16 protein-coding genes are annotated in these 19281 nt (G+C 40.5%); 4 read left to right on the top strand and 12 right to left on the bottom strand.

Annotated features, from left to right (window positions below; all coding sequences use genetic code 11):
- Window positions 1-25: 25 nt before the first annotated feature.
- Window positions 26-1366 (bottom strand): S8 family peptidase, encoded by a 1341-nt coding sequence (locus tag JWR87_RS11705; RefSeq protein ID WP_297820084.1) that lies wholly within the window; start codon window positions 1364-1366, stop codon window positions 26-28.
- Window positions 1367-1895: 529 nt separating this feature from the next.
- Here JWR87_RS11705 and JWR87_RS11700 point away from each other — a divergent pair.
- Window positions 1896-2216 carry a hypothetical protein gene (locus tag JWR87_RS11700; protein ID WP_297820081.1) on the top strand — a complete coding sequence of 107 codons (321 nt, stop codon included), beginning with the start codon at window positions 1896-1898 and terminating at the stop codon, window positions 2214-2216.
- 154 nt (window positions 2217-2370) lie between these two features.
- Here the strand turns inward: JWR87_RS11700 and JWR87_RS11695 are convergent, their stop codons facing one another.
- Window positions 2371-2847, bottom strand: coding sequence for a DUF6644 family protein (locus JWR87_RS11695; RefSeq protein ID WP_297820078.1), 477 nt, complete (start codon window positions 2845-2847; stop codon window positions 2371-2373).
- 24 nt (window positions 2848-2871) lie between these two features.
- Window positions 2872-3225, bottom strand: a complete 354-nt coding sequence (locus tag JWR87_RS11690; RefSeq protein ID WP_297820075.1) for a DUF6152 family protein — start codon at window positions 3223-3225, stop codon at window positions 2872-2874.
- Between the two features lie 445 nt (window positions 3226-3670).
- Here JWR87_RS11690 and JWR87_RS11685 point away from each other — a divergent pair, with 445 nt between their 5' ends.
- Window positions 3671-5212: a serine hydrolase gene (locus tag JWR87_RS11685; protein ID WP_297820072.1), complete on the top strand. Its 1542-nt coding sequence runs from the start codon at window positions 3671-3673 to the stop codon at window positions 5210-5212.
- A 127-nt stretch (window positions 5213-5339) separates the two neighbouring features.
- Here the strand turns inward: JWR87_RS11685 and JWR87_RS11680 are convergent, their stop codons facing one another.
- Both JWR87_RS11680 and JWR87_RS11675 read right to left on the bottom strand, forming a co-directional pair.
- Window positions 5340-7595 (bottom strand): hypothetical protein, encoded by a 2256-nt coding sequence (locus tag JWR87_RS11680; protein ID WP_297820069.1) that lies wholly within the window; start codon window positions 7593-7595, stop codon window positions 5340-5342.
- Between the two features lie 652 nt (window positions 7596-8247).
- On the bottom strand, window positions 8248-10170 hold the full coding sequence (locus JWR87_RS11675) for a TonB-dependent receptor (protein WP_297820066.1): 1923 nt from the start codon (window positions 10168-10170) through the stop codon (window positions 8248-8250).
- Between the two features lie 267 nt (window positions 10171-10437).
- On the opposite strand from JWR87_RS11675, the gene JWR87_RS11670 reads away from it, so the two are divergent.
- Window positions 10438-10692, top strand: coding sequence for a hypothetical protein (locus JWR87_RS11670; RefSeq protein ID WP_297820063.1), 255 nt, complete (start codon window positions 10438-10440; stop codon window positions 10690-10692).
- An 80-nt stretch (window positions 10693-10772) separates the two neighbouring features.
- On the opposite strand, the gene JWR87_RS11665 is transcribed toward JWR87_RS11670, so the two are convergent.
- Window positions 10773-11012, bottom strand: coding sequence for a hypothetical protein (locus JWR87_RS11665; RefSeq protein ID WP_297820061.1), 240 nt, complete (start codon window positions 11010-11012; stop codon window positions 10773-10775).
- Window positions 11013-11037: 25 nt separating this feature from the next.
- On the opposite strand from JWR87_RS11665, the gene JWR87_RS11660 reads away from it, so the two are divergent.
- Window positions 11038-12408: an amidohydrolase family protein gene (locus JWR87_RS11660; RefSeq protein ID WP_297820057.1), complete on the top strand. Its 1371-nt coding sequence runs from the start codon at window positions 11038-11040 to the stop codon at window positions 12406-12408.
- Window positions 12409-13059: 651 nt separating this feature from the next.
- Here the strand turns inward: JWR87_RS11660 and JWR87_RS11655 are convergent.
- The 6 genes from JWR87_RS11655 to JWR87_RS11630 all read right to left on the bottom strand — a co-directional run.
- Window positions 13060-14970: an ATP-binding protein gene (locus JWR87_RS11655; RefSeq protein ID WP_297820054.1), complete on the bottom strand. Its 1911-nt coding sequence runs from the start codon at window positions 14968-14970 to the stop codon at window positions 13060-13062.
- Between the two features lie 4 nt (window positions 14971-14974).
- Window positions 14975-15544 (bottom strand): YfiR family protein, encoded by a 570-nt coding sequence (locus JWR87_RS11650; RefSeq protein WP_297820051.1) that lies wholly within the window; start codon window positions 15542-15544, stop codon window positions 14975-14977.
- A 788-nt stretch (window positions 15545-16332) separates the two neighbouring features.
- Window positions 16333-16656: a MazG-like protein gene (locus JWR87_RS11645; RefSeq protein ID WP_297820048.1), complete on the bottom strand. Its 324-nt coding sequence runs from the start codon at window positions 16654-16656 to the stop codon at window positions 16333-16335.
- Window positions 16657-17036: 380 nt separating this feature from the next.
- Window positions 17037-18233: an NAD(P)-dependent alcohol dehydrogenase gene (locus tag JWR87_RS11640; RefSeq protein ID WP_297820045.1), complete on the bottom strand. Its 1197-nt coding sequence runs from the start codon at window positions 18231-18233 to the stop codon at window positions 17037-17039.
- A gap of 10 nt (window positions 18234-18243) precedes the next feature.
- Window positions 18244-18711: a cupin domain-containing protein gene (locus JWR87_RS11635; RefSeq protein WP_297820042.1), complete on the bottom strand. Its 468-nt coding sequence runs from the start codon at window positions 18709-18711 to the stop codon at window positions 18244-18246.
- A 315-nt stretch (window positions 18712-19026) separates the two neighbouring features.
- The coding region (locus JWR87_RS11630; RefSeq protein ID WP_297820039.1) for a DapH/DapD/GlmU-related protein at window positions 19027-19281 on the bottom strand (255 nt) is incomplete at its 5' end.

The following is a 19281-nucleotide window of genomic DNA, read 5'->3' as shown; positions in this document are numbered from 1 at the left end:
ACCTGCCTTTTAAGTCATAAATATACTACAATGTAGCTTTATCGCAATTAATAAGACCAGAACCATAGGTTATATCCGAACCTGCTAAACCAAGATCCTGAGCAGTACTTCTTAATTTTAATTTTACCGATGCCGGGCTAATGCCTGGAAACCTTTGCTTTAATAAAGCCGCTGCACCTGCAACGTGAGGTGTTGCCATACTGGTACCTGATTTTAAACCATAAGCATTGCCGGGGATAGTTGATTTAATTGCTACACCAGGTGCAACCATTGATACTTGGTTCCATAAAGGTACTTGTCCACCTCGGCTGGAGGATGGAGCAATTACTTTGTTGATATCAATTGAGCCGACAGCAATAGGGCTTGCGTTTGGAACGCCCACTGTAATTGAATTTGCGGGCGCGCATACCCATGGAAAGGCCGTACCAAAAGAATTACCGCTTGCGATTACAACTACAGTTCCTCTGTCCTGTAATCTTCTTACTGCTGCAGCATAAGCTACAGAAGGACCGCTTGTACCACCAAGGCTCATACTTACCACATGCATTCCGTGTGCTGCAGCCCAATCCATTCCGGCAATAATCCATGACGAACTACCGCTTCCTGCATCAGATAAAACTTTTACAGCATAGAGGCTGCACCGGGGCGCTACACCTACTACTCCGGTGCTGTTATTTCTGGCACCTATAATACCGGCACAGTGCGTGCCGTGCCCATGTCCGTCATTATAACTAACCACTCCAGGTACAAAACTCACACCTCCCGAAAGTGGGTTTAAATCAACATGGCTGGCAATACCTGTATCAAGTACCGCTACTCTAATACCTTCGCCTCTATACCCTCTTGCCCAGGCAGCAGGAGCTTTTACCATATTTATATTCCATGGAATGGGTTGAGTTGCCATTACCAACTCGAACTCTGGTTGTATTTGAGGCTTGAAAAGTGATTGAAATGGATGTTGCTGGACCTGCATTGACTGGGCTAGGATATCCATCGATTTCTGTACTCCTTGCTGAAAACCGCGTTGAAATGCATCGTCGGATGCTCCGCTGCTTACAACTACTTTTTCATCGTCCGGAACTTCAGGCTCTGCAATTTCTAAAACAAACATTTCCACATCTTCTTCAACGGCCAGTATGTTTTTGTTACCTCTTAACGCTTTAACCTGGTCTTCGTCCAGGCTTGCTGTCGTAATTCCAATGTTTGGATACTCCAAAATGTCCTGCTCCTGCGGAATAGAATCTGTAGATAGAAAACTAATACCCTGCTTAACTCGGTCAATAGGAATATTTAGAATTTGGGCAACAGGCGAAATGCTCTGATTACTATCAGACTGAGTGATGAGATACTTTTTTTTTGTGGGCATAACAATTGTTTTTAGTGAATATTGATATTTGAATTTTCCGAAAAGGCATAACAGTATGACGCGATAATGATTGACATTTATCGCCCTAGTACTTTTTCCATAAAACAAGAAAAGTGTTAAATGTTAACATACATGAAACATCTCATGTTTTGTTACCAGGGTAGGCAGCAACAAGAAAAAAAGCTTTATTGTTGATTTTAATAATCTTTCTGTAAAAGTCTTAGAAGGGGTAAATTTTGTACTATCACCTCAAAACCTGTTATTCAAACAGGTTTCTAATGAAATTTGGACGTCGTTTAAACGGGGAGTCTAAGTTAAAGGATAGAGTTGCGAAATGCAATAGCTTAAGGAAATAAATAATTTTTATAGAACCTCAACATTATAATAAGTAAAAAGAAATATAGCCTTACAAGTATCGTTATTAGGTATATAAGAAGTAAACTCGTTTGGCGAATGAACCTAAGATGAAGGAACGATTATTGAGAAAGTTTTAAAAAAAAGTATTTTATAACTGGTAAAAGTAAGTTTTATGGAAAGTGCAGTTATTGAAAATTTCTACATTGCAGTAAAGGGCGAAAAAAAGTCGGTAATAAAATTTCTTGTCAAAAGAGAAGCTGAAAGTGCAGGCAATAGTTGCACTGTTTGTGGTGAAATACCGAATGACGCATTAAAATACGAGATGATACGAATTGGATCGTCAATAAGTTGGGTACCGGGAAGTATTTATGTTGAAATTGAAGGCGTCGAAGATGTGGAATTTAAAAAAATTGGCGACTCACTTGGCGATGAAGTAACATTCTACGAGCACTTGAAAACCATTGTCGATCCGGAGAATAAAGTAAAGAGATAATTTCCTTTGCGGATACTGGCTTTCATCGCTTATTAGTAAGTGTATTTTATTATAACGAGTAGAAGGAGCCCGACGTTTCTTACACAAAGAGACATTAGGGGGCAAAAAAGACAGGGCTATTGGTATGTGCGGGGTTAAAGGTTAGGTAACTATCTTAATAAGCTAGAAGTCGTCCACAGGCGATGATAGCAAGCCAGATTATTATGGATATACCCGCTGTTACTTGCGCGCCGGTTGGTAAAATTGCGTCGTTTAAAGCGGTTACTGACCGAAAGGTAAACCGGTGGAAGACAAATGCATTGAGGCCTGCAACAAGTAGTAACAGCATTTTAATCAGGAATACTGGGTCATACCAAAGCGCAGCAGCATTGGTAATAAAAAGTAACAAACCTGAGGGAACGATTAACAACAAAGCTCTTCTCGACCAGGGGAGTAAGTGCCGGGCTAACAATGAAACAGGCAGATTTTTTGAAAACCCTAGTAAACGGAGATCAAACATAATGGCCGGTCCAACCAGCAAGGCAATACCTGTAATATGCACAATTTCCAGTATTGGATAAAGCCATATCGATTGGCTAATAGCAATAGCAGGTAATGAATTTTCAAGCCATTGTAGCATTGTATCGGTCATACAATTTTCCAAGCTGTAACAGGACTAACGCAATTCAAACTTGTTGCCATTAATGAAAATCCTTTCTGCCCGCATTTCATCTCCAACTTCTTTATGTGGGTACCCCACCACTTGAATAGTAGCTCCTTTTTTAAGCATATTTGCAGTAACACCACGAGATGTCATACGGCTAACCGGCGCCAGGATGACTAACCACGTTTTGTCTTTATTTTTCACTTTAGCCGTCGTATGAGGGTTCTCATACACAGCCTCCTGGATCGTTCCGACATAGTCGAGTGTTTTTTCCTGGTCGTAATTTGCCCAGCCATGATGAAATGGTTTGAAAGCAATGCAAAACAAGAGCGCAAGAACAATAGAACCCCTTTTTAGAACTGCCATAAAATATGTTTTATTTTTCTTAAAGGTACAAAATACCAAAACGTTTTGCAGGAACTTTCCTGGCACTTTGCAGTTCTTCCTTTGTTGGTTTAAATGTTTTAAGGGATTACTTAAACAAGGATGATAGAAGGAGTTCATTGGCAGTAAAATACGGATTTTGTTTAAATGCTGCACCGCATCATTTGCTTTGCCAATGTTACCTACACTCCAAAAGACCTTATTTCTACTCCGCAGGCACACACCCATATTTCATTGCCTTACTTACGGCCGCGTGAGCTTAACGTGTTTAAATGAATGTAAAGGTCGTTTGTAAAACGGCTATCCATATGAACGCCCAATAGAAGCAAAGTGCCAACACTTTATTATTACTGTTTACGCCTTAAGCAATAGAATAAGTTTTACATTGCTTATCAAATTACCTTTTTAAATTGTTCAAAACCTGCTCATGAAAAAAACGTTGCTTTCTGTCTTATTGCTTTCTATTGTTTTGCCTTTTGCAGTAAGTGGACAAACCAAAAATACATTGCAACGCAGCACACCCGAGGCAGAAGGTATATCTGCATCTGCAATCAGCACCTTTTTGGATTCAGTTGCCGTAAGTAAACATGAATTTCACAGTTTCATGTTGCTTCGACATGGTAAGGTGATCGCCGAAGGTTGGTGGAATCCATATCGTCGGGATTTACAGCATTCGTTGTATTCTTTAAGTAAAAGTTTTACTGCCACCGCAGTTGGCTTTGCCCGTGCAGAGGGAAAGCTATCACTTAGCGATAAAGCCCTTTCTTTTTTTCCAAATGAAAAGCCTGGTACTGCTAGTTCGTATTTGCAGCAACTGACGGTGAAAGATCTGCTGACTATGTCCGTAGGGCAGGAGCCTGATCCTACCGGCATAGTTTCCCTGGATACCAATTGGGTGAAGAGATTTCTAACCGTTCCTATAAAGTACGAGCCCGGTAGCAAGTTCTTATATAATTCAACAGCTACTTATATGCTCTCTGCAATTGTGTCCACCGTAACCGGTCAAAAGGTTCTTGACTACTTGCAACCAAGGCTTTTTGAACCATTGGGTATAGCAAAGCCAGACTGGGAAGAAAGTCCTCAACATATTAATACCGGCGGTTGGGGACTTCGGTTGAGAACAGAAGATATTGCAAAATTTGCGCAGCTATTTCTGCAAAAAGGAAAATGGAATGGAAAGCAAATACTTCCCCAAGGTTGGGTAGAAGAAGCTAGTACGGCACATATTATCCAACATCCTGATTATCCACAAGAGAAACGTGAATCAAGTGATTGGGAGCAAGGCTATGGTTACCAAATGTGGCGCTGCCGAAATAATGCGTATCGCGGTGATGGCGCTTTTGGACAGTATGCGATAGTTATTCCTGATCAGGATGCCGTTATTGCCATTACATCTGAAACAGCCGATATGCAAGGCGAGTTGAACCTGATTTGGAAAATCTTGTTGCCTGCTATGCAAAAAGGTAAACTTCCCGCAAATACCGCTGCAGATGCGACGTTGAATAAAAAGTTGGCTGCACTTGCTTTACCCGTAAAAAAAGATGCAATAGCTTCTTCCATTACCGAAGCAAAGACTTTTGTAATGGAACCGAATGCCCAAAACATAAAGTCGCTTCAATTCAATTTTCGAGACAATGTTTGTGAGGTGATTGTAAAGCGGGATACAGGAGTTTATCCTATCAGCTTTGCTGCAAACACGTGGCAACAAGGTGAGACGAAGCTGAAAGGGCCTTACCTGGTAAGTGGTGCAAGAAACAGTCTTGCAGGTTTGCCGCCTTTTAAAGTTGCAGCCGAGTATACCTGGATTGATGCAAACACCCTTGAACTTGTTCTACGGTATATCGAAAGTCCGCATACTCAAACAATGCTTTGCCACTTCTCAGGTGATGATATAACAGTTGATTTAAAACGTAGTTTTAATACTAACGCGCCTGGGGCAGTCGTTACCGTAAAAGGAAAGGTGCAATAAATTTTATTAATAGAATAAATCGGTCTTTGTTTAAGTATTAAATTTCGTAAACTGTTAAACAAACAATGAGGCGCTTTAAAGGCTACACAAGTGTCAACAATATTTTTCCATTTTAAAGGCTTAGTTGTTACCCTCGCGCGTTTCTGTTGATTTTGTACGGCCGTTGTCCAGTACAGGTAGCCATGAATATTACCGATGTTTGAGAGGTTTCTCCAAAACCACGCACTGTAAGAGTTACCTCATGCTCGCCCTCCCATTCCGGAAGCTCCTTCCAGCATTCCGAACCTTCTCCTATTGGTTTGCCATCGAGTTCCCAACATAAGCAGTTTTCCGGAGTACTTTCTCCATTGCTTGCTCTTGCTGTTCCCCAAAACCTTGCAACAAGATCTGTACGCACAGTGCTTCCTTCGACTGGCCATAAAATAGTTACAATTGGTGGTCGTACAGGTATATCAATAGAGGTTCGGCCAATTGCGCTATTAAATCCATCTGAAACAACTACTTCAATTATAGCGTATCCCGAGGTTAAAGATGCTGCCGGTATTACCACCCTGTCTTCCTGTAAATTAACAGCAAGCGTTTGCCACTCGCTGCCGTTATTAGACAAGTACCTTATTAATCTTTCAACCGTATATTGATCGGAGGCGGAGGTATGCCAACTAATAGTTAAATCTTCTTCGCGTATAAAAGCAGAAACATCATCAATCTTCAACTCTTGCCCGGAAGCCCGCCGTGTCCATATCTCTTCTTTGTTTTGTCGTATACAAAGCGTTGTGGCGTTAATGGCATCGGGAAGCATTGCCTGTATTACCCCCAAACGTTCGTGTGAACTTTGTCCGCTACAACCGCAGCCACAAGCATGGGAGACGAGGTTAAGAAGCGGACTACGGTGAATGACTTGATTGTTGGCATTTAGTAATTCTGCCGTAAATCCTTCAAGCCTTCGTCCCGCTGTGGTAGCGCGGGTATCAATCCTGAGCACACTTCTAATTTCCAGCTGGTCATTTTGTATAAAGCCGGTAATAACAACATATCGTTGTAGTTCTGCTTCCTTATGATCAAAAATACTGATACCTTCCCATGGCGGAGTAGGATCAGGGATGGTTCTTCGGTCGCGGAATTTTTCATACACGTATGGGGGCAATTGGTCTCTTTCACCCGGGATGATTTTAGGGTCGAGTAAAGGATGCTCAATGAGTGCCTGGTAATGATAAAGGGATATCCATCGCGATGGACAATAAGACATGATATCTCTTGAAGTATTAGGGGAATATATGGTACCAGTGGTAGGGTCAACACCATACTCGCCGATTGAAGCCATTCCACCGGCAGCGGTATTGTATGGTTCGTATGTGGGATAATTGGGGTCGAAAAGCAGATCGTCGGGAGGTAGACAGCCAGGTGCATGGCGGAAATTAAAATAGTGACCGATTTCATGCGCCATTGTTATTCCATCATCTACAAAACCCGCGGCAGTGCCTCCACCTCCGCCACAACCCGCTGCACCTCCTAATGGAATACCATTAGGGAGTAATCCATAGTACACCGCATTACTTTTATTGCCATCAAAAGCTTTTGCAATGGCCAGCCAAAACAATAGATTATTCCAACTTGTGGGACATGCGCCGTTAGCTATTGCGCCTGTTAGGGGTTCACTGAAAGTGAAAGTTCCCGCGAGGCTTATTTCCGCTGTTTGCGAAACTGGAAACATTAGTAAGGTCGTGGCAAGAGTTCGCTGAAAATCTCCCATGGTAGGTGCTGCAAGCTTAACCTGGGTGCCCGTAGCATCGGGCCCCCAGTACTGTACAGGAATACCTCTTAATCGAAGTGTTTGCTTAAGATAAGCGTGAATGTCAACATTTGTATCGGCAGTGTACCTTGCTTCGCCTGGCACTTCCACGTGAACCTTTAATCTTATTTTACCTCGCATTTGGGCCGAAGGAATAATAAAGTTAAGCGAGCTGCTGAGCGTACCCCGCTCGGAAGCATAAACTGGATTGCGCAGGGCAGCTATTGAAAAAGGCCATTGTTGTTCTAGCGAAACGGTATCTGTCCACACACCATATCGTTGTCTTTGAATTATAACAGACCCTCTTACATTGTTAACTCTTGCGAGCCCGCTTTGAACGTACACTCTTACATAAGCAGGTTTATCAACAACTAGTCTTACAGCGTTGTCCGGCGCCTGATCGGCCCGGTCAGTCAGATGTTCATTGGAATGCCGGTATTGTATGGCTTGTGTTACCTCAACTCCATTGATGATAATATAAGCAAGGCTGGGAATAGGTCCTAAAAGATCAATTCTATCTTTTAACAATACCTTTTTGCTAGGGTCTTTTTCAATGGCTTTTATTATTGTTGAAAGCGCTTTTTCAAATTTCATAAAGTTGGTTTTGAAATGAAGTCTGACCTTTTAACTGAAGTACCAATAAATATAGACATTAAAATCAGCAACACATAGCGTGTTTGGCTTTCTATAGGCTGCATATAGCAAAGTTTTAGGACCTGGTACTTCAGGCCGAGACTGATTATTTTAGAGCGCCATCCAGAGGTGCAAAAAGGCACTTAGCTATTATATTTTTTTATGGGATGGTAGTAGCGGATGCAGTTTTCGGAATGAGAGTAGAAGTGATAATATGAATTTAATGAGAGGTTATCGCCCCCGAATTGATGTAGCGGGTTAATAAGACTAGGGGCCCAACAAACAGTGAGCAAAGGATCGGAAATGTTGTAAGTCCGTTGGATCTCAACCTTGACAATCAATGGTATGAGTTGTTTGTAGCTCGAAGGGGAGATATTGAAACCGGAGCTATAGAATAACCCGGATAATGCTTTTGCAGGCGGTTGCTCCTTTTGTGTTGGTCGAGTTCTTCACTTGCTTACTGCAATCCTTTACGCCTTACTAAATAATTCTTTTTCTGGTTTCATTTGAATTTTAAGAACAGGTGGTTATAGGGGATGAATAACGTGATTCGGTACAAGAGTGCGACGCAACGAAAGCTAAAAGTGGTATCGGATGCCCGGCTAAAAACAATTTATAGCGTTACTTTAAACCCACCCATCAGCCATCTTCCGGGCATTTGAGAACCTAGTATATCGCTGTACTGTTTATCGAATACGTTGTCTGCCTGCATAAAAACACTCGCCTTGTTTTTGTAAACAAAAGCCTGTAACTGTGCGTTCAAAACAAAATACTCCCGGGAAATATTGGCGTTTATAGCGGTGGAGCTTTGCGGCACGCGTTGCTTGTACAGCCCGTTTAAACTAACAGAAAAACGCTTGACGGCATAACGAAGATTGAAATTGGTAAAATACTTTGCGTGGGATGAAAGATAAAAAGAGGGAGTGGAATTGTTGCTTTTACTATCGATCCAGGTAAATCCAAAAGTGGCCCATAACTGCTGGTTGTTTTGAAATTTCTTATTATACTGCATATCCAGCTCAACACCTGTGGAGTTTACTTTTCCAATATTTTGCGCCAGTGCATAAGTGCCGGTAGGCGAGAGGTTGTCTTTTCTAGGCATGGCTGCATAAGGAGTAGTAACGTAATCTATTAACTGTGTGAAATGTTGCTTGAAAAAAGTAGTTGAAATCTTCATGTTTTTCAGCCCGAAAAAGTCTGTACCGGCTTCGTAACTAAAAGAATTTTCTGAAACAAGATCAGGATTGCCTATGCTTCCGCCTGCCACAAAAGACTTGTTGTAATTATTGAAACGTTCAGTAAAGTCTGCATCGCGTGTTGTGCGACCAACGCTGCCCCGGAACTGCCACCCTGGAATTTTATAAGAGGTATTTACCTGCGGTACCAACTGCCATCCGCTTCTGTTATTCCACTCAACACGCATTGCAGGACTGATGGTTGCATGAGTGCCGATCTTTTGGTCAACGATTAAAAAACTGCCCGCCTGGTTAAGGGTATGATTACCCCGGTCGTTTGACGTCAGTTGTTTGTTAACCCACTGGGCGCCGGTTGTGATTGTAGTGGTTGGTGCTGCAACCCACTTGTATACCGCCAATCCCTGTAAAAGATTGCTTTTATTTAGATTAGGCGTTCCAACGGAATTGAACTGGTATTGATCTTTTACAGCCTTGTATCCAATATTCAGCGAAAAGCTCTGTTGCTCCTTTTCGAATGCCAGTTTTAGCTGGTTCCAATACGTAGAGACTTTTTCATTGGCAGTATCTGATTTAAAAGTTGTGTAGAAATTTTGCGCAGCAAAATCACGCTGATCAAATGCAGATCTATAAGAAATGTTCCAGTATTGGTTTAAGTATTGACTGATGGACACCGATGCAGAGGTGTTATGGAAATAACCACGTATGCCCCGCTGCGGCTGGCCGGTAGCATTGTTACTGATAACACCGCCAGCAACGGCAGTATTCTTATTTTGATAAAAGCCACCTAATTGCCCGTTCAGAAGACCGAACTGTCCTGCGGTTCCCTGGGCTGTCAACTGTTTTGATTTTTGAGCTCTTTTTGCTGCGAATGATTTTGTGATGATCTGTATTACGCCACCCACTGCTTCTGAACCATAGATGGCCGACGATGCACCTTTTAAAACTTCTATCCTGTCAATTTCGGCAGGAGCAATTGGAATGTAACTATTGAAATGGCCGGTGTTCGGATCGTTAATCCTAATGCCGTCGAGTATTACAAGTACCTGCTGAAAAGTGCCGCCTCGTAGCACAATGTCACTTTGCGATCCCATTGGTCCACGCATCTGCACTTCTAGTCCAGGTAAATACCGCAGCAGTTCATCTATCGAATTAACCGGCAGTTTAGAAAATTGATCTCCCTTTATGACTATTATATTTCGGCCTGTTACCGATGATGACACGGGGTGTAAAGATGCTGTAACGGTTATGGGATCTAATTCTATTTCGGTTTGTTGTGCGACAAGTTTTGTTGTAAATAACCACGCTAATCCAACTACGCTAAAGAGTTTAACTGCTTTCATTATATTTATTTAAACCTTTATGACTGGTAAAAAACCATTTCTAAAAGGCCGCAAATATGAGGACAATTTTCTTTAGGATAAGCAAGTTTTTGTAGGAGCTTTTACAGTTCTGTGAAAATAGCTGGCAAATACATTTTAAGTTTAATGTTTCTGCAAGCACAACAATTACTTCCCTTACCCCGAAGTAATTGTGAGCTTTCAAGGTTTATTGTTGGGGCCGGGAGGGTTGTTGGCTACATTATTGAAGAGAACAATAAAAAATAAGTTATGTGTCAGTTTAGTATCCCATTCTCAGGAGACGCCGAAAGTTTAATAAAAAGAGCCAAACAAGAGATAGAAAAGGTAGGCGGAAATCTTATGGGAGATGGTACGCAAGGTAGTTTTGAAGGTAAAACACCCATTGGTTCCATTGAAGGATCTTACCGAGTAGAAGGCCAGCAGATCTCTTTCAATATTACAGACAAGCCCTTTTTATTATCCTGTTCAAGGATAGAAAAAGAATTGAGCGCGGTTATGCAGTAAACCTTATACTTCAGATAATAGTAACGCGGCCGAAACATTATCAATGCTTTTATTCCAGGGCATATATGATAATATTCGGCCTAAAGTGCGTATAGGCTTCTGCTAAAAACCGTTGTTCTTAAAGTCATCAGCTCATTCACATCATCATCTTTATTGCTGTACAGCACCGCTATTCTACCATTTATTTCAATGGCTTTCGAGTAACATGAACTACGTCTGAGGGGGGCATTCAACTCAAATAAGGTGTAGGTGTACCTTTTTCGAAAGTGAAAAATGAATGATAAGATGGTCCATAACTTTTTCTTAGATTTATTCTTCACACTTTCCAATTACAAATATTGCCTTATGAAACTACTGTTCAAACTTATTTTCGGGCTTTCTGCAATTTCCTGTGCTGCACAAGAAGTTTCAATCCCAGAGTCCGTCAGTCGGGCCATGGTTTTCAAATCGGTCAATGTTATTCCGATGGATGCAGAAAGGGTTCTGTTGAACCAGGTTGTTGTAGTTAGAAATGGGAAGATTGTTGCAATGGGAAATGAGGATAAAATAAAATACAACAAGAATGCAATTGTAATAGATGGTAAAGGAAAATACCTAATGCCGGGGTTGGCAGAAATGCATGCACATGTTCCGCCTATTGATGAGTTGGAACCGATGAAAGAAGTACTATTGTTGTTTGCAGCAAACGGAGTTACAACGATACGTGGAATGTTAGGTCATCCAAGACACCTGGAGTTACGTAGTAAGATACAAAGCGGTGAAATTCTAGGTCCACGTTTTATCACGTCCGGCCCTTCTTTTAGTGGCAATAGTGTACCAACTATAGAAGCAGGCGCTGAAATGGTCAGGCAACAAAAAAAGGCAGGATATGATTTTCTGAAATTGCATCCGGGTCTTACAAAAGAAAAATTTGCAGCCATTGAAAAAACCGCGAAGGAAGTGAATATTCCTTTTGCAGGCCATGTGTCTTTTGATGTAGGTGTGTGGCGGGCTATTGATGCTGGATATGCAACAATAGATCATATGGATGGAATGGTTGAAAGCCTGGTACCCGGAATAGAAAATACGAACGAGCAGGAAAATGGGTTGTTCGGAATGTTTTTAGCAGAAAAGGCTGATACCACAAAAATTCAAAAGTTGGTTACCGCACTTCGTGATCGCCCCATTTGGATAGTTCCAACACAATCACTTGCAGAAAGATGGTTTGGACCGGCTAAAGATGCGGATGCGCTGGCTAACGAACCAGAAATGAAGTACATGGACCCTAAAACGGTAGCAAACTGGGTTAACACAAAAAAGAACCTGGTAAAAAATGCAAAGTATAGTTCTGCGTCAATCCAGAATTTCATTGACTTAAGAAGAAAGTTGATCTTCGAATGCAATAAGAACGGCGTAGGATTGTTACTTGGTTCTGATGCTCCACAAGTTTTTGATGTGCCTGGTTTTTCGGTTCATCAGGAATTGAAATATTTGGTAGATGCAGGATTAACTCCCTTCGACGCCCTACGTTCAGGTACTGCTAGTGTCGGAAGGTTTTTAAACAATCCTGATATTGGCATTATTAAGATTGGTGCAGTTGCCGACCTTGTTTTGTTAAATGGCAATCCTCTTACAAATATTGATGAAACTAAGAACATAGCGGGAGTGATGCTAGCCAACAAATGGCTATCGAAAGATTGGATTGAGAAGGAATTAAAAAAACTTGAAAAGAAATAGATGGAGTTATATTTATGAGGAAGGCAGAAAGCTATTTCTTTTTGATGAAATCAAACGCTGGCCACTATTTACCTTCTTAGCACCGCTAGTTTTTATGCAACTTTTTTTATCAAGACGGCTCTTTGATCAGTCTGCCAACTGCCGAAATGAAAATTGAAGTTATTAGCAAGATTGAAATTTAAACGACGAACAGTTTAAAAAGGGAAGCTGTGCTTGCAAGCTCTAATGTAATGCAAGCTTCCTTCTTAAGTTTAACCAGAACTTACTCTGTTAGAGAGCTGTATAGGCTTATTGAAGTCTGTAAGTGCCCGGCCATTTCAAACTTTTAGGGTAAAGATTTGTATGTAGCTGTTTCTGAAAAGGCTACTGCTCCTGGTGAAGGTATTATTATAAATCACACTGCTTCTTCGGGCGCCTTTTACAATTTTATAATAACATTTCTACGGGCTTCATTGCTTTCGGAAAAATAGTTGAATGGCTTTAAAATAGTACGGGCGCAACAAAGTGGTTTCCTGGTAATTGGGGTAAGCCCAATAATGAGTCTACAAGTAGAAGTGAGTGACACAACAATGATGAGAAGAATTACAAAAGCAGAAAACTAACATTTCTACAAAAAAATTTTATAAATAAGTCAGGCAAAAGTAGCTGCGGTTAGAATGATGCGAGTTGAACATTTGCAGCATTGGTAGGAAGTAGCACTGTAAATGTAGTTCCCTCTCCCGGCTCGCTACTTACTGAAATCTTTCCACGATGGTTGTCAATTATTTTTTTACAAAGGGCAAGGCCAATACCGGTTCCCGGGTATTCCTGCTTACCATGTAGTCTTTGAAAAACGTTGAATATTTTTTCGGCATACTGTTGTTCGAAGCCTATTCCATTATCTTTAAAAGTTAACTCGGCATAGTTGCTATGGTTATCAGAACCATTCGTAAGTTTCGCTTCCGCGTTGTCGAGTAACCGATAGGAGATAGAGATCTTCGGATTTCTTGTTGAAAACTTAATGGAATTACTAATTAGATTTAGGAATAATTGAGACAATTGTAAACGGTCGCCATACAAAACCGGCAGTTCATCTACCCGAATTTCTGCTTCTCTTTCCACGATGGTCAGTTCCAAATCAGTTTTAATATTTTCTACCACCTCATTTAAATCCACTTCTTCAAACTCTCCTTTTTCGTTTGACAGGCGGCTGTAATTCAGCACTGCTTTTATTAGATCCGTCATTCTTACAGCAGAAGAAATAATTTTAGATAAATACACTTGTATTGCTTCTTTATCATCCAGTTTTTTTACCAAAAGCTGCGAAAATGTTTGAATTTTTCTCAAAGGTTCCTGCAGATCGTGGGAAGCTACAAAAGCAAATTGTTCGAGGTCGAGATTTGATTTCTCGAGCTCCTTGTTTAAAAGTTTTAGTTTTTCGTGCGCTTTGCTGATTTCAGTAATATCATGACCTATGACAAGTACGCGGTAAATGTTCTGATCTTTGTCGAGTAATGGAATGAAATAGTTTTGCAAAACCCGGTCAGAGATATGCGAATTATAATAGTGATCGAGCATCATCTCGCCGGTGTGAAAGGTATTTTGTAAGTTGCGATACATAACAGAAGTCCGGATTTGAGGAAAGACTTCAAGAATATTTTTACCAATTATATTCTTGTCTTGCAGGCCATATACTTCTTTGCCATACTTGTTTAAAATAACATACTTTAAGTCTTTATCAAATACGGCTATAATATCAACTGACGAGTCAATAATAGTTTCTTCAAACTCGCTTTTAAGTTTCAATTCAATATTTGCCTGCTCTAGCTCAACTGTACGCTCGTTCACCTTTGCTTCGAGTGCATGGTTAAAGGAAGTGATTTCTTCGTTCTGCCTTTCTATTTCGGTGAGCATTTGATTAAAGGCATCGGTTAGTAAACCGAGTTCGTCGTTACCAAACTTTTCGGCCCTCACAGTAAAATCGTGCTTTTCGGAAATGGTTCGTGCGGTGCTTGCTAATGCAAGTATAGGTTTTGCTATTTTCTTTTGTAATTGACGCGAAAGCAAGTAGGCAACCATAACAGATAAGGTTATCACGAGTAAAGTAATTAACCCATACCGCTTAAACCGGGTATAAATAGCATCCATATCCGAACGGATATATAAAGCGCCAAGGATTTTCTTATCCTGTTTTACTGGTACAAACCCTTCGAGGTAATCATTAATATATTTGAAGCCCACTGCTCCTGGATGTATGGGAAGATTATATTTTGGAAATGTAGACGGGTATCTTGCAAAAAGGTTTCCTTTTTCGTCGTACAGGCTTGCTGCCACAATATGCTTCTCAGCCCTAAGGGCCTGTAGAATTTCAGTGGCATCATCACTCGCATCAAAAGCAAGGGGGGCCGTACTGTTTGCTGCAACAATTTCGCCCAGGGTAATTAGCCTTTCTCTACTTGCCTCACGGTAGGTAAAAAACTCGTAGGAGAAAAAACCCACACAAGCCAGAAACAACACTACTCCACTGGTTACTAATACAAGACGCATTAGCTTTCTTTGTATCGAGGAGAAGTTTTCTTTCATACGATTATCTTACAATATCTGCTACCTGCAATAGTTTTGAACTGAATATTAACTCTGCCTCTTTTGATGCTTTTAAATTTATCTGTAGTTTGATTTTGTTCTTTTTTGTTATAAAACGAATCATTCCACCGGTTGTTGCGAAATCAGGTATATCACTAACTGTTAGAATGTGTTTACTAGGCAGTGCAGGGAGTATTTCCTTCAGCCTGGTACTTTCTTTATGATTGATGAAAAGGATGTGGCAATTTTTTATATCCTTTACGTTCTGATATCGCTCTATAACGATAGAATGTCCTTTTACCTTTTCTCCCGCCACCGCTGTGTCTAATGCAGCACGAAAGGGATCATCTCCTAATATCGCAATTACAAAAGGTGCTTCAGCATTTTGAAAAGCATTGGAAGGCCAATCTACAAATTGTGTAAAGTTGTAAAGAAATCCTGCCTTGATAATATACTCCCGCGAGGTTTGCGCGTGTAACTGAAAGGAAAAAATTATAAATAAAAGCGCAACAGTACACGCCCTTACAGACCTTGATTTTTGATAGCCAATTGTATTTGTTACTTCAATTTTCAAAGTCTAAATGTACGTTTTGCGTACATATTATAAGAATATTTAACGCGGGAATTTCTATATGGTTCTTTTTACATAAGTTTTTTCTGAAAAAAGAAAGTTCAAGATATTTTGTAGTATATGCAATTCTTGCATCAAAAGTAAAATATCTGGAACCTGAACCGTAGCAAGCGTGTCAGGTAAAGATAAGAGGTGAAGTATAAAGAAAAAAAGTTCCTTTTTTTAGTATTCTGAAAGTATAATGAGTACGCTGTAACGAAGGAGTAAATGTGGCTGGAATTTTTTTTGAGAATTTTTTTAAGATGGATAAGAAAAAATCTAAAAATTACACGGTTTTATGGCCAAAGTAAAAATGGACTAAAAACGCAAGTATGGATAGCAATTTGTGATTACTTGTTAATAGCAATCAGGAGCAGACAACTAAAATAAAGCAGTCATTGTTTTAAAAGTTAACGAGACAGTAGTGATTAAGCATCGTTGTGTCACTCACTGTACTTGTATAACTTTATTCCACTGCTTATATAGTGTTACCGCAGCTATCCGTATGTCTTCCACTACAGATTTTGAAATGAAAAGCCGGACTGTATCAGTTATTCAGAGAACATTAGAGGGCACGTAAAGTATACGCCACTGTAAGATGTTCAGCCGGTAGCAGACCACCTTTGCCAAGGTGATAATCTCTTGCACAGCTTAATAACTATTCCTCCGCCTTATCTACTATGCGCGCTTTTACCCGATTGTTGTAATATGAGGACGTCTTACGCTGCCTGATATGGGTTTTAGAAACGGCTTTATTTCCCGACCAAATTTTCAGTTTTAGTAAGGAAATTTTCCAAGGCATCTTTGATGTCAATATTCATTCTGTCGGCTAATACAATAATCCACCAGATGCTTTCGCCCAGCTTATGTTCTAATTCGGTTTCAGTATTGGCCTTGGGCCATCGCTGCTGTTGCGACATTGTATGCCGGCCTACTAACCCTGCATCGGTAAGAAATGCCAAAGCATCTTCTTCTACCGTCCACTTGCTACCGTGGTGTTGAAGTTCTAATTCGTGGTAACGATTCCTTATTTTTAAAGAACGTTCTATGATAGTTTCAAACGCTGTATTGGCCATTTCTGTTTTTAGTTTTATGGATGCAATGTAAAGTATATGCTGCCTAAGAGGCTAGTTGGTAAATAGCTTTTTCGAAGAACAGGCGTAGTCTTGGTCATCATTCGACTTTTAAGTTGTTCGAAGAACACTACCGGGAGCGGGCGCATTCTTTTTAAGCCATCCGATTGGTTACAGTCGGGGCTTTTTTTTCTTCCACCAACCTCACAGAAAAGGCGTTAAGAAAATTAGCGACGGAATAAAAGCGGAATAGTATTCTACAAGTATAAGTGAGTGACACAACGATGTTGATTTAGGTACAAATGCGGGTACAATAAAAAAGCCCTTACACAAGGTAAGGGCTATGCTGTTGGAGGGTTTTGTTGATTTATAAACTTGTAAATCTAAATGGTTGTGGTATCGATTACGTACCTGTATCTCGCTTCTTTGTTTACTACCTTTTCGCAGGCATCGTTGATTTGGGCAGCTTTTATTATTTGTACCTGGGGATACACTTTGTGTTTAGCACAATAGTCCATTACCTCCTGGGTTTCAGGAATGCCACCAATTAATGAACCATTGAAATTAACACGGTTGAAAATCATGTTGAAATTGTTGATCATGAGTTCGCCATTGATTGGCTGCCCTACCTGTGTGAAGTAACCGAATGGTTTTACACAATCTATGTAACCTGACATTTCATAGGCATACGGAACGGTAGAAATCATGTAGTCCATTTTGCCTTTCCACGGCTTTAATTTATCTGCTGCATCTACCACTATTACTTCTTTTGCACCAAAGCCTTTTATGTCGTTTACTTTAGAAGGCGATGTAGTGAAAGCATAGACTTCGGCACCTTTTGAAACTGCCAATTTTATTGCTACGTGCCCTAAACCACCAATGCCTACTACGCCTACTTTATCACCCCTTTTTATTTTGTATTGCATCAAAGGAGAATAAGTAGTGATGCCTGCACAAAGCAAGGGTGCTGCAAATTTCAATTCTATATTGTCAGGGATTTTGATAGCAAAGTGCTCGGTTACAACCATGTTGTTTGAATAGCCGCCTTGTGTTATTCCTGTAGGTGATGACTTTTCTGGTACTCCATAAGTGCCTACCATTCCTGTTGTTTCGCAATGATGTTCCTGTCCTGTTTTGCAACTTTCGCATTGCATACAACTGTTAACCATACAACCTACACCGGCTTTGTCACCTACTTTGAATTTGGTTACATTTTTACCAATGGCAGAAACTATCCCCGCTATTTCATGACCCGGCACTTGCGGATAGGCTTGTTTACCCCAATGTCCTTTTATGGTGTGTATGTCGGAGTGGCAAATGCCGGAGAACTTAATATCTATTAAAATATCGTTGTCGCCTACGGGTCTGCGTTCAAAGTTCCATGCTGTTAGCTTTCCATGTTCATCTTGACCTGCATAGCCTTTTGATTTTATGTTGCCACTCACCTTATTTAATTTAGTTGTTTCGCCAAAAAGTGGTGCAGTACCTGCAAGCATAACACCTGCACCTAACACCCCTGATTGCTGAATGAATTTTCTTCTTGAATTGTTATTGTCGTGGTTATTGTTATGTTCTGCCATGGTTAGAATTTTAGTGTTTATTGTATTCTTCATCTGTAACGGGATGTAGCCATTGTACGATGCCTTTTTCGGTGTTTGGTACAATGTACATTTGTTGTAAACCTCTATCGGGGCTTGCACCATGCCAATGCATTACGTTTGGCGGACATTTTATTACATCACCCTTTTTAATTGTTTGTTTGGGTGCTCCTTTTATCTGGTGGTATCCTACACCATCTGTAATTATGAGTATTTGACCAGCGCCATGCATATGCCAATTGCTTCTTGCCCCTGGCTCAAAATATACGTTACCTACAAGGGTGTTATAGACTGTATCATTGTCAACTAAACTGGTGTTCCAGGCCTTTCCTGTAAAGTTTTCTGCTGCACCTACTTCACCTTTTGGGAAAATGGATTGCAGTTCTTGGGTTTTACTTTGCATACAACCGGTTAGAAGCAATGCTATTGAAGTGATTGCTGTGGTGAATAATGTTTTCATTTATTTTTTATTTTAAGGCGCTAATTAATCTGAGGCTTCCTGCATGGCTGGCTTGTCACTTTCTTTGTTCCCTTGATTTGGCTTTTGTGCTGCGGTGGCTTGGGCATTTGTTTTTTTAGGCGTATTCGTTTTTAGCCTTTACTATGCAGTCTTGATTTTTTGTTTCTTTTTTTATCAGGAAGAAAAGCAAAACATAATTAGTATAACATGTTTATCGAACGCAATAAAGGCTGAATAGAAAATAAAACGCATAAGTGTGCGACGCAACCATTTTTAATAGTTATTCAAATGATGGCTCCCAAAAAAACATCTGCATTACAACGTCTTTATAACCTTCGCCGGCACTCCACCTACAACAGTATTTGCAGGAACATCTTTATACACAACTGCACCTGCTGCTACAACACTGTTTTCTCCAATAGTTACTCCCGGCAATACGGTAGCCCCTGCACCAATCCAAGCATTTGCTTTAATGTGTATATGACCTGTAACAAGTGATTGTCTTTGGCTGGGCTCAACCGGATGACCTTCTGATAAAAGGCTGACTTTAGGGGCAATCAACACATTGTC

Origin of the sequence: Segetibacter sp., assembly GCF_025963695.1 — a bacterium.
Classification (GTDB): domain Bacteria; phylum Bacteroidota; class Bacteroidia; order Chitinophagales; family Chitinophagaceae; genus Segetibacter.
Note: the sequence above shows the minus strand (reverse complement) of the source record. Positions and strands in the feature narration are given on the sequence as shown.

Bases quoted from the DNA above. Each gene is read 5' to 3' on its own strand.
- JWR87_RS11705 (WP_297820084.1), bottom strand. From the start codon at position 1,366: ATGCCCACAAAAAAAAAGTATCTCATCACTCAGTCTGATAGTAATCAG.
- JWR87_RS11700 (WP_297820081.1), top strand. From the start codon at position 1,896: ATGGAAAGTGCAGTTATTGAAAATTTCTACATTGCAGTAAAGGGCGAA.
- JWR87_RS11695 (WP_297820078.1), bottom strand. From the start codon at position 2,847: ATGACCGATACAATGCTACAATGGCTTGAAAATTCATTACCTGCTATT.
- JWR87_RS11690 (WP_297820075.1), bottom strand. From the start codon at position 3,225: ATGGCAGTTCTAAAAAGGGGTTCTATTGTTCTTGCGCTCTTGTTTTGC.
- JWR87_RS11685 (WP_297820072.1), top strand. From the start codon at position 3,671: ATGAAAAAAACGTTGCTTTCTGTCTTATTGCTTTCTATTGTTTTGCCT.
- JWR87_RS11680 (WP_297820069.1), bottom strand. From the start codon at position 7,595: ATGAAATTTGAAAAAGCGCTTTCAACAATAATAAAAGCCATTGAAAAA.
- JWR87_RS11675 (WP_297820066.1), bottom strand. From the start codon at position 10,170: ATGAAAGCAGTTAAACTCTTTAGCGTAGTTGGATTAGCGTGGTTATTT.
- JWR87_RS11670 (WP_297820063.1), top strand. From the start codon at position 10,438: ATGTGTCAGTTTAGTATCCCATTCTCAGGAGACGCCGAAAGTTTAATA.
- JWR87_RS11660 (WP_297820057.1), top strand. From the start codon at position 11,038: ATGAAACTACTGTTCAAACTTATTTTCGGGCTTTCTGCAATTTCCTGT.
- JWR87_RS11655 (WP_297820054.1), bottom strand. From the start codon at position 14,970: ATGAAAGAAAACTTCTCCTCGATACAAAGAAAGCTAATGCGTCTTGTA.
- JWR87_RS11645 (WP_297820048.1), bottom strand. From the start codon at position 16,656: ATGGCCAATACAGCGTTTGAAACTATCATAGAACGTTCTTTAAAAATA.
- JWR87_RS11640 (WP_297820045.1), bottom strand. From the start codon at position 18,233: ATGGCAGAACATAACAATAACCACGACAATAACAATTCAAGAAGAAAA.
- JWR87_RS11635 (WP_297820042.1), bottom strand. From the start codon at position 18,711: ATGAAAACATTATTCACCACAGCAATCACTTCAATAGCATTGCTTCTA.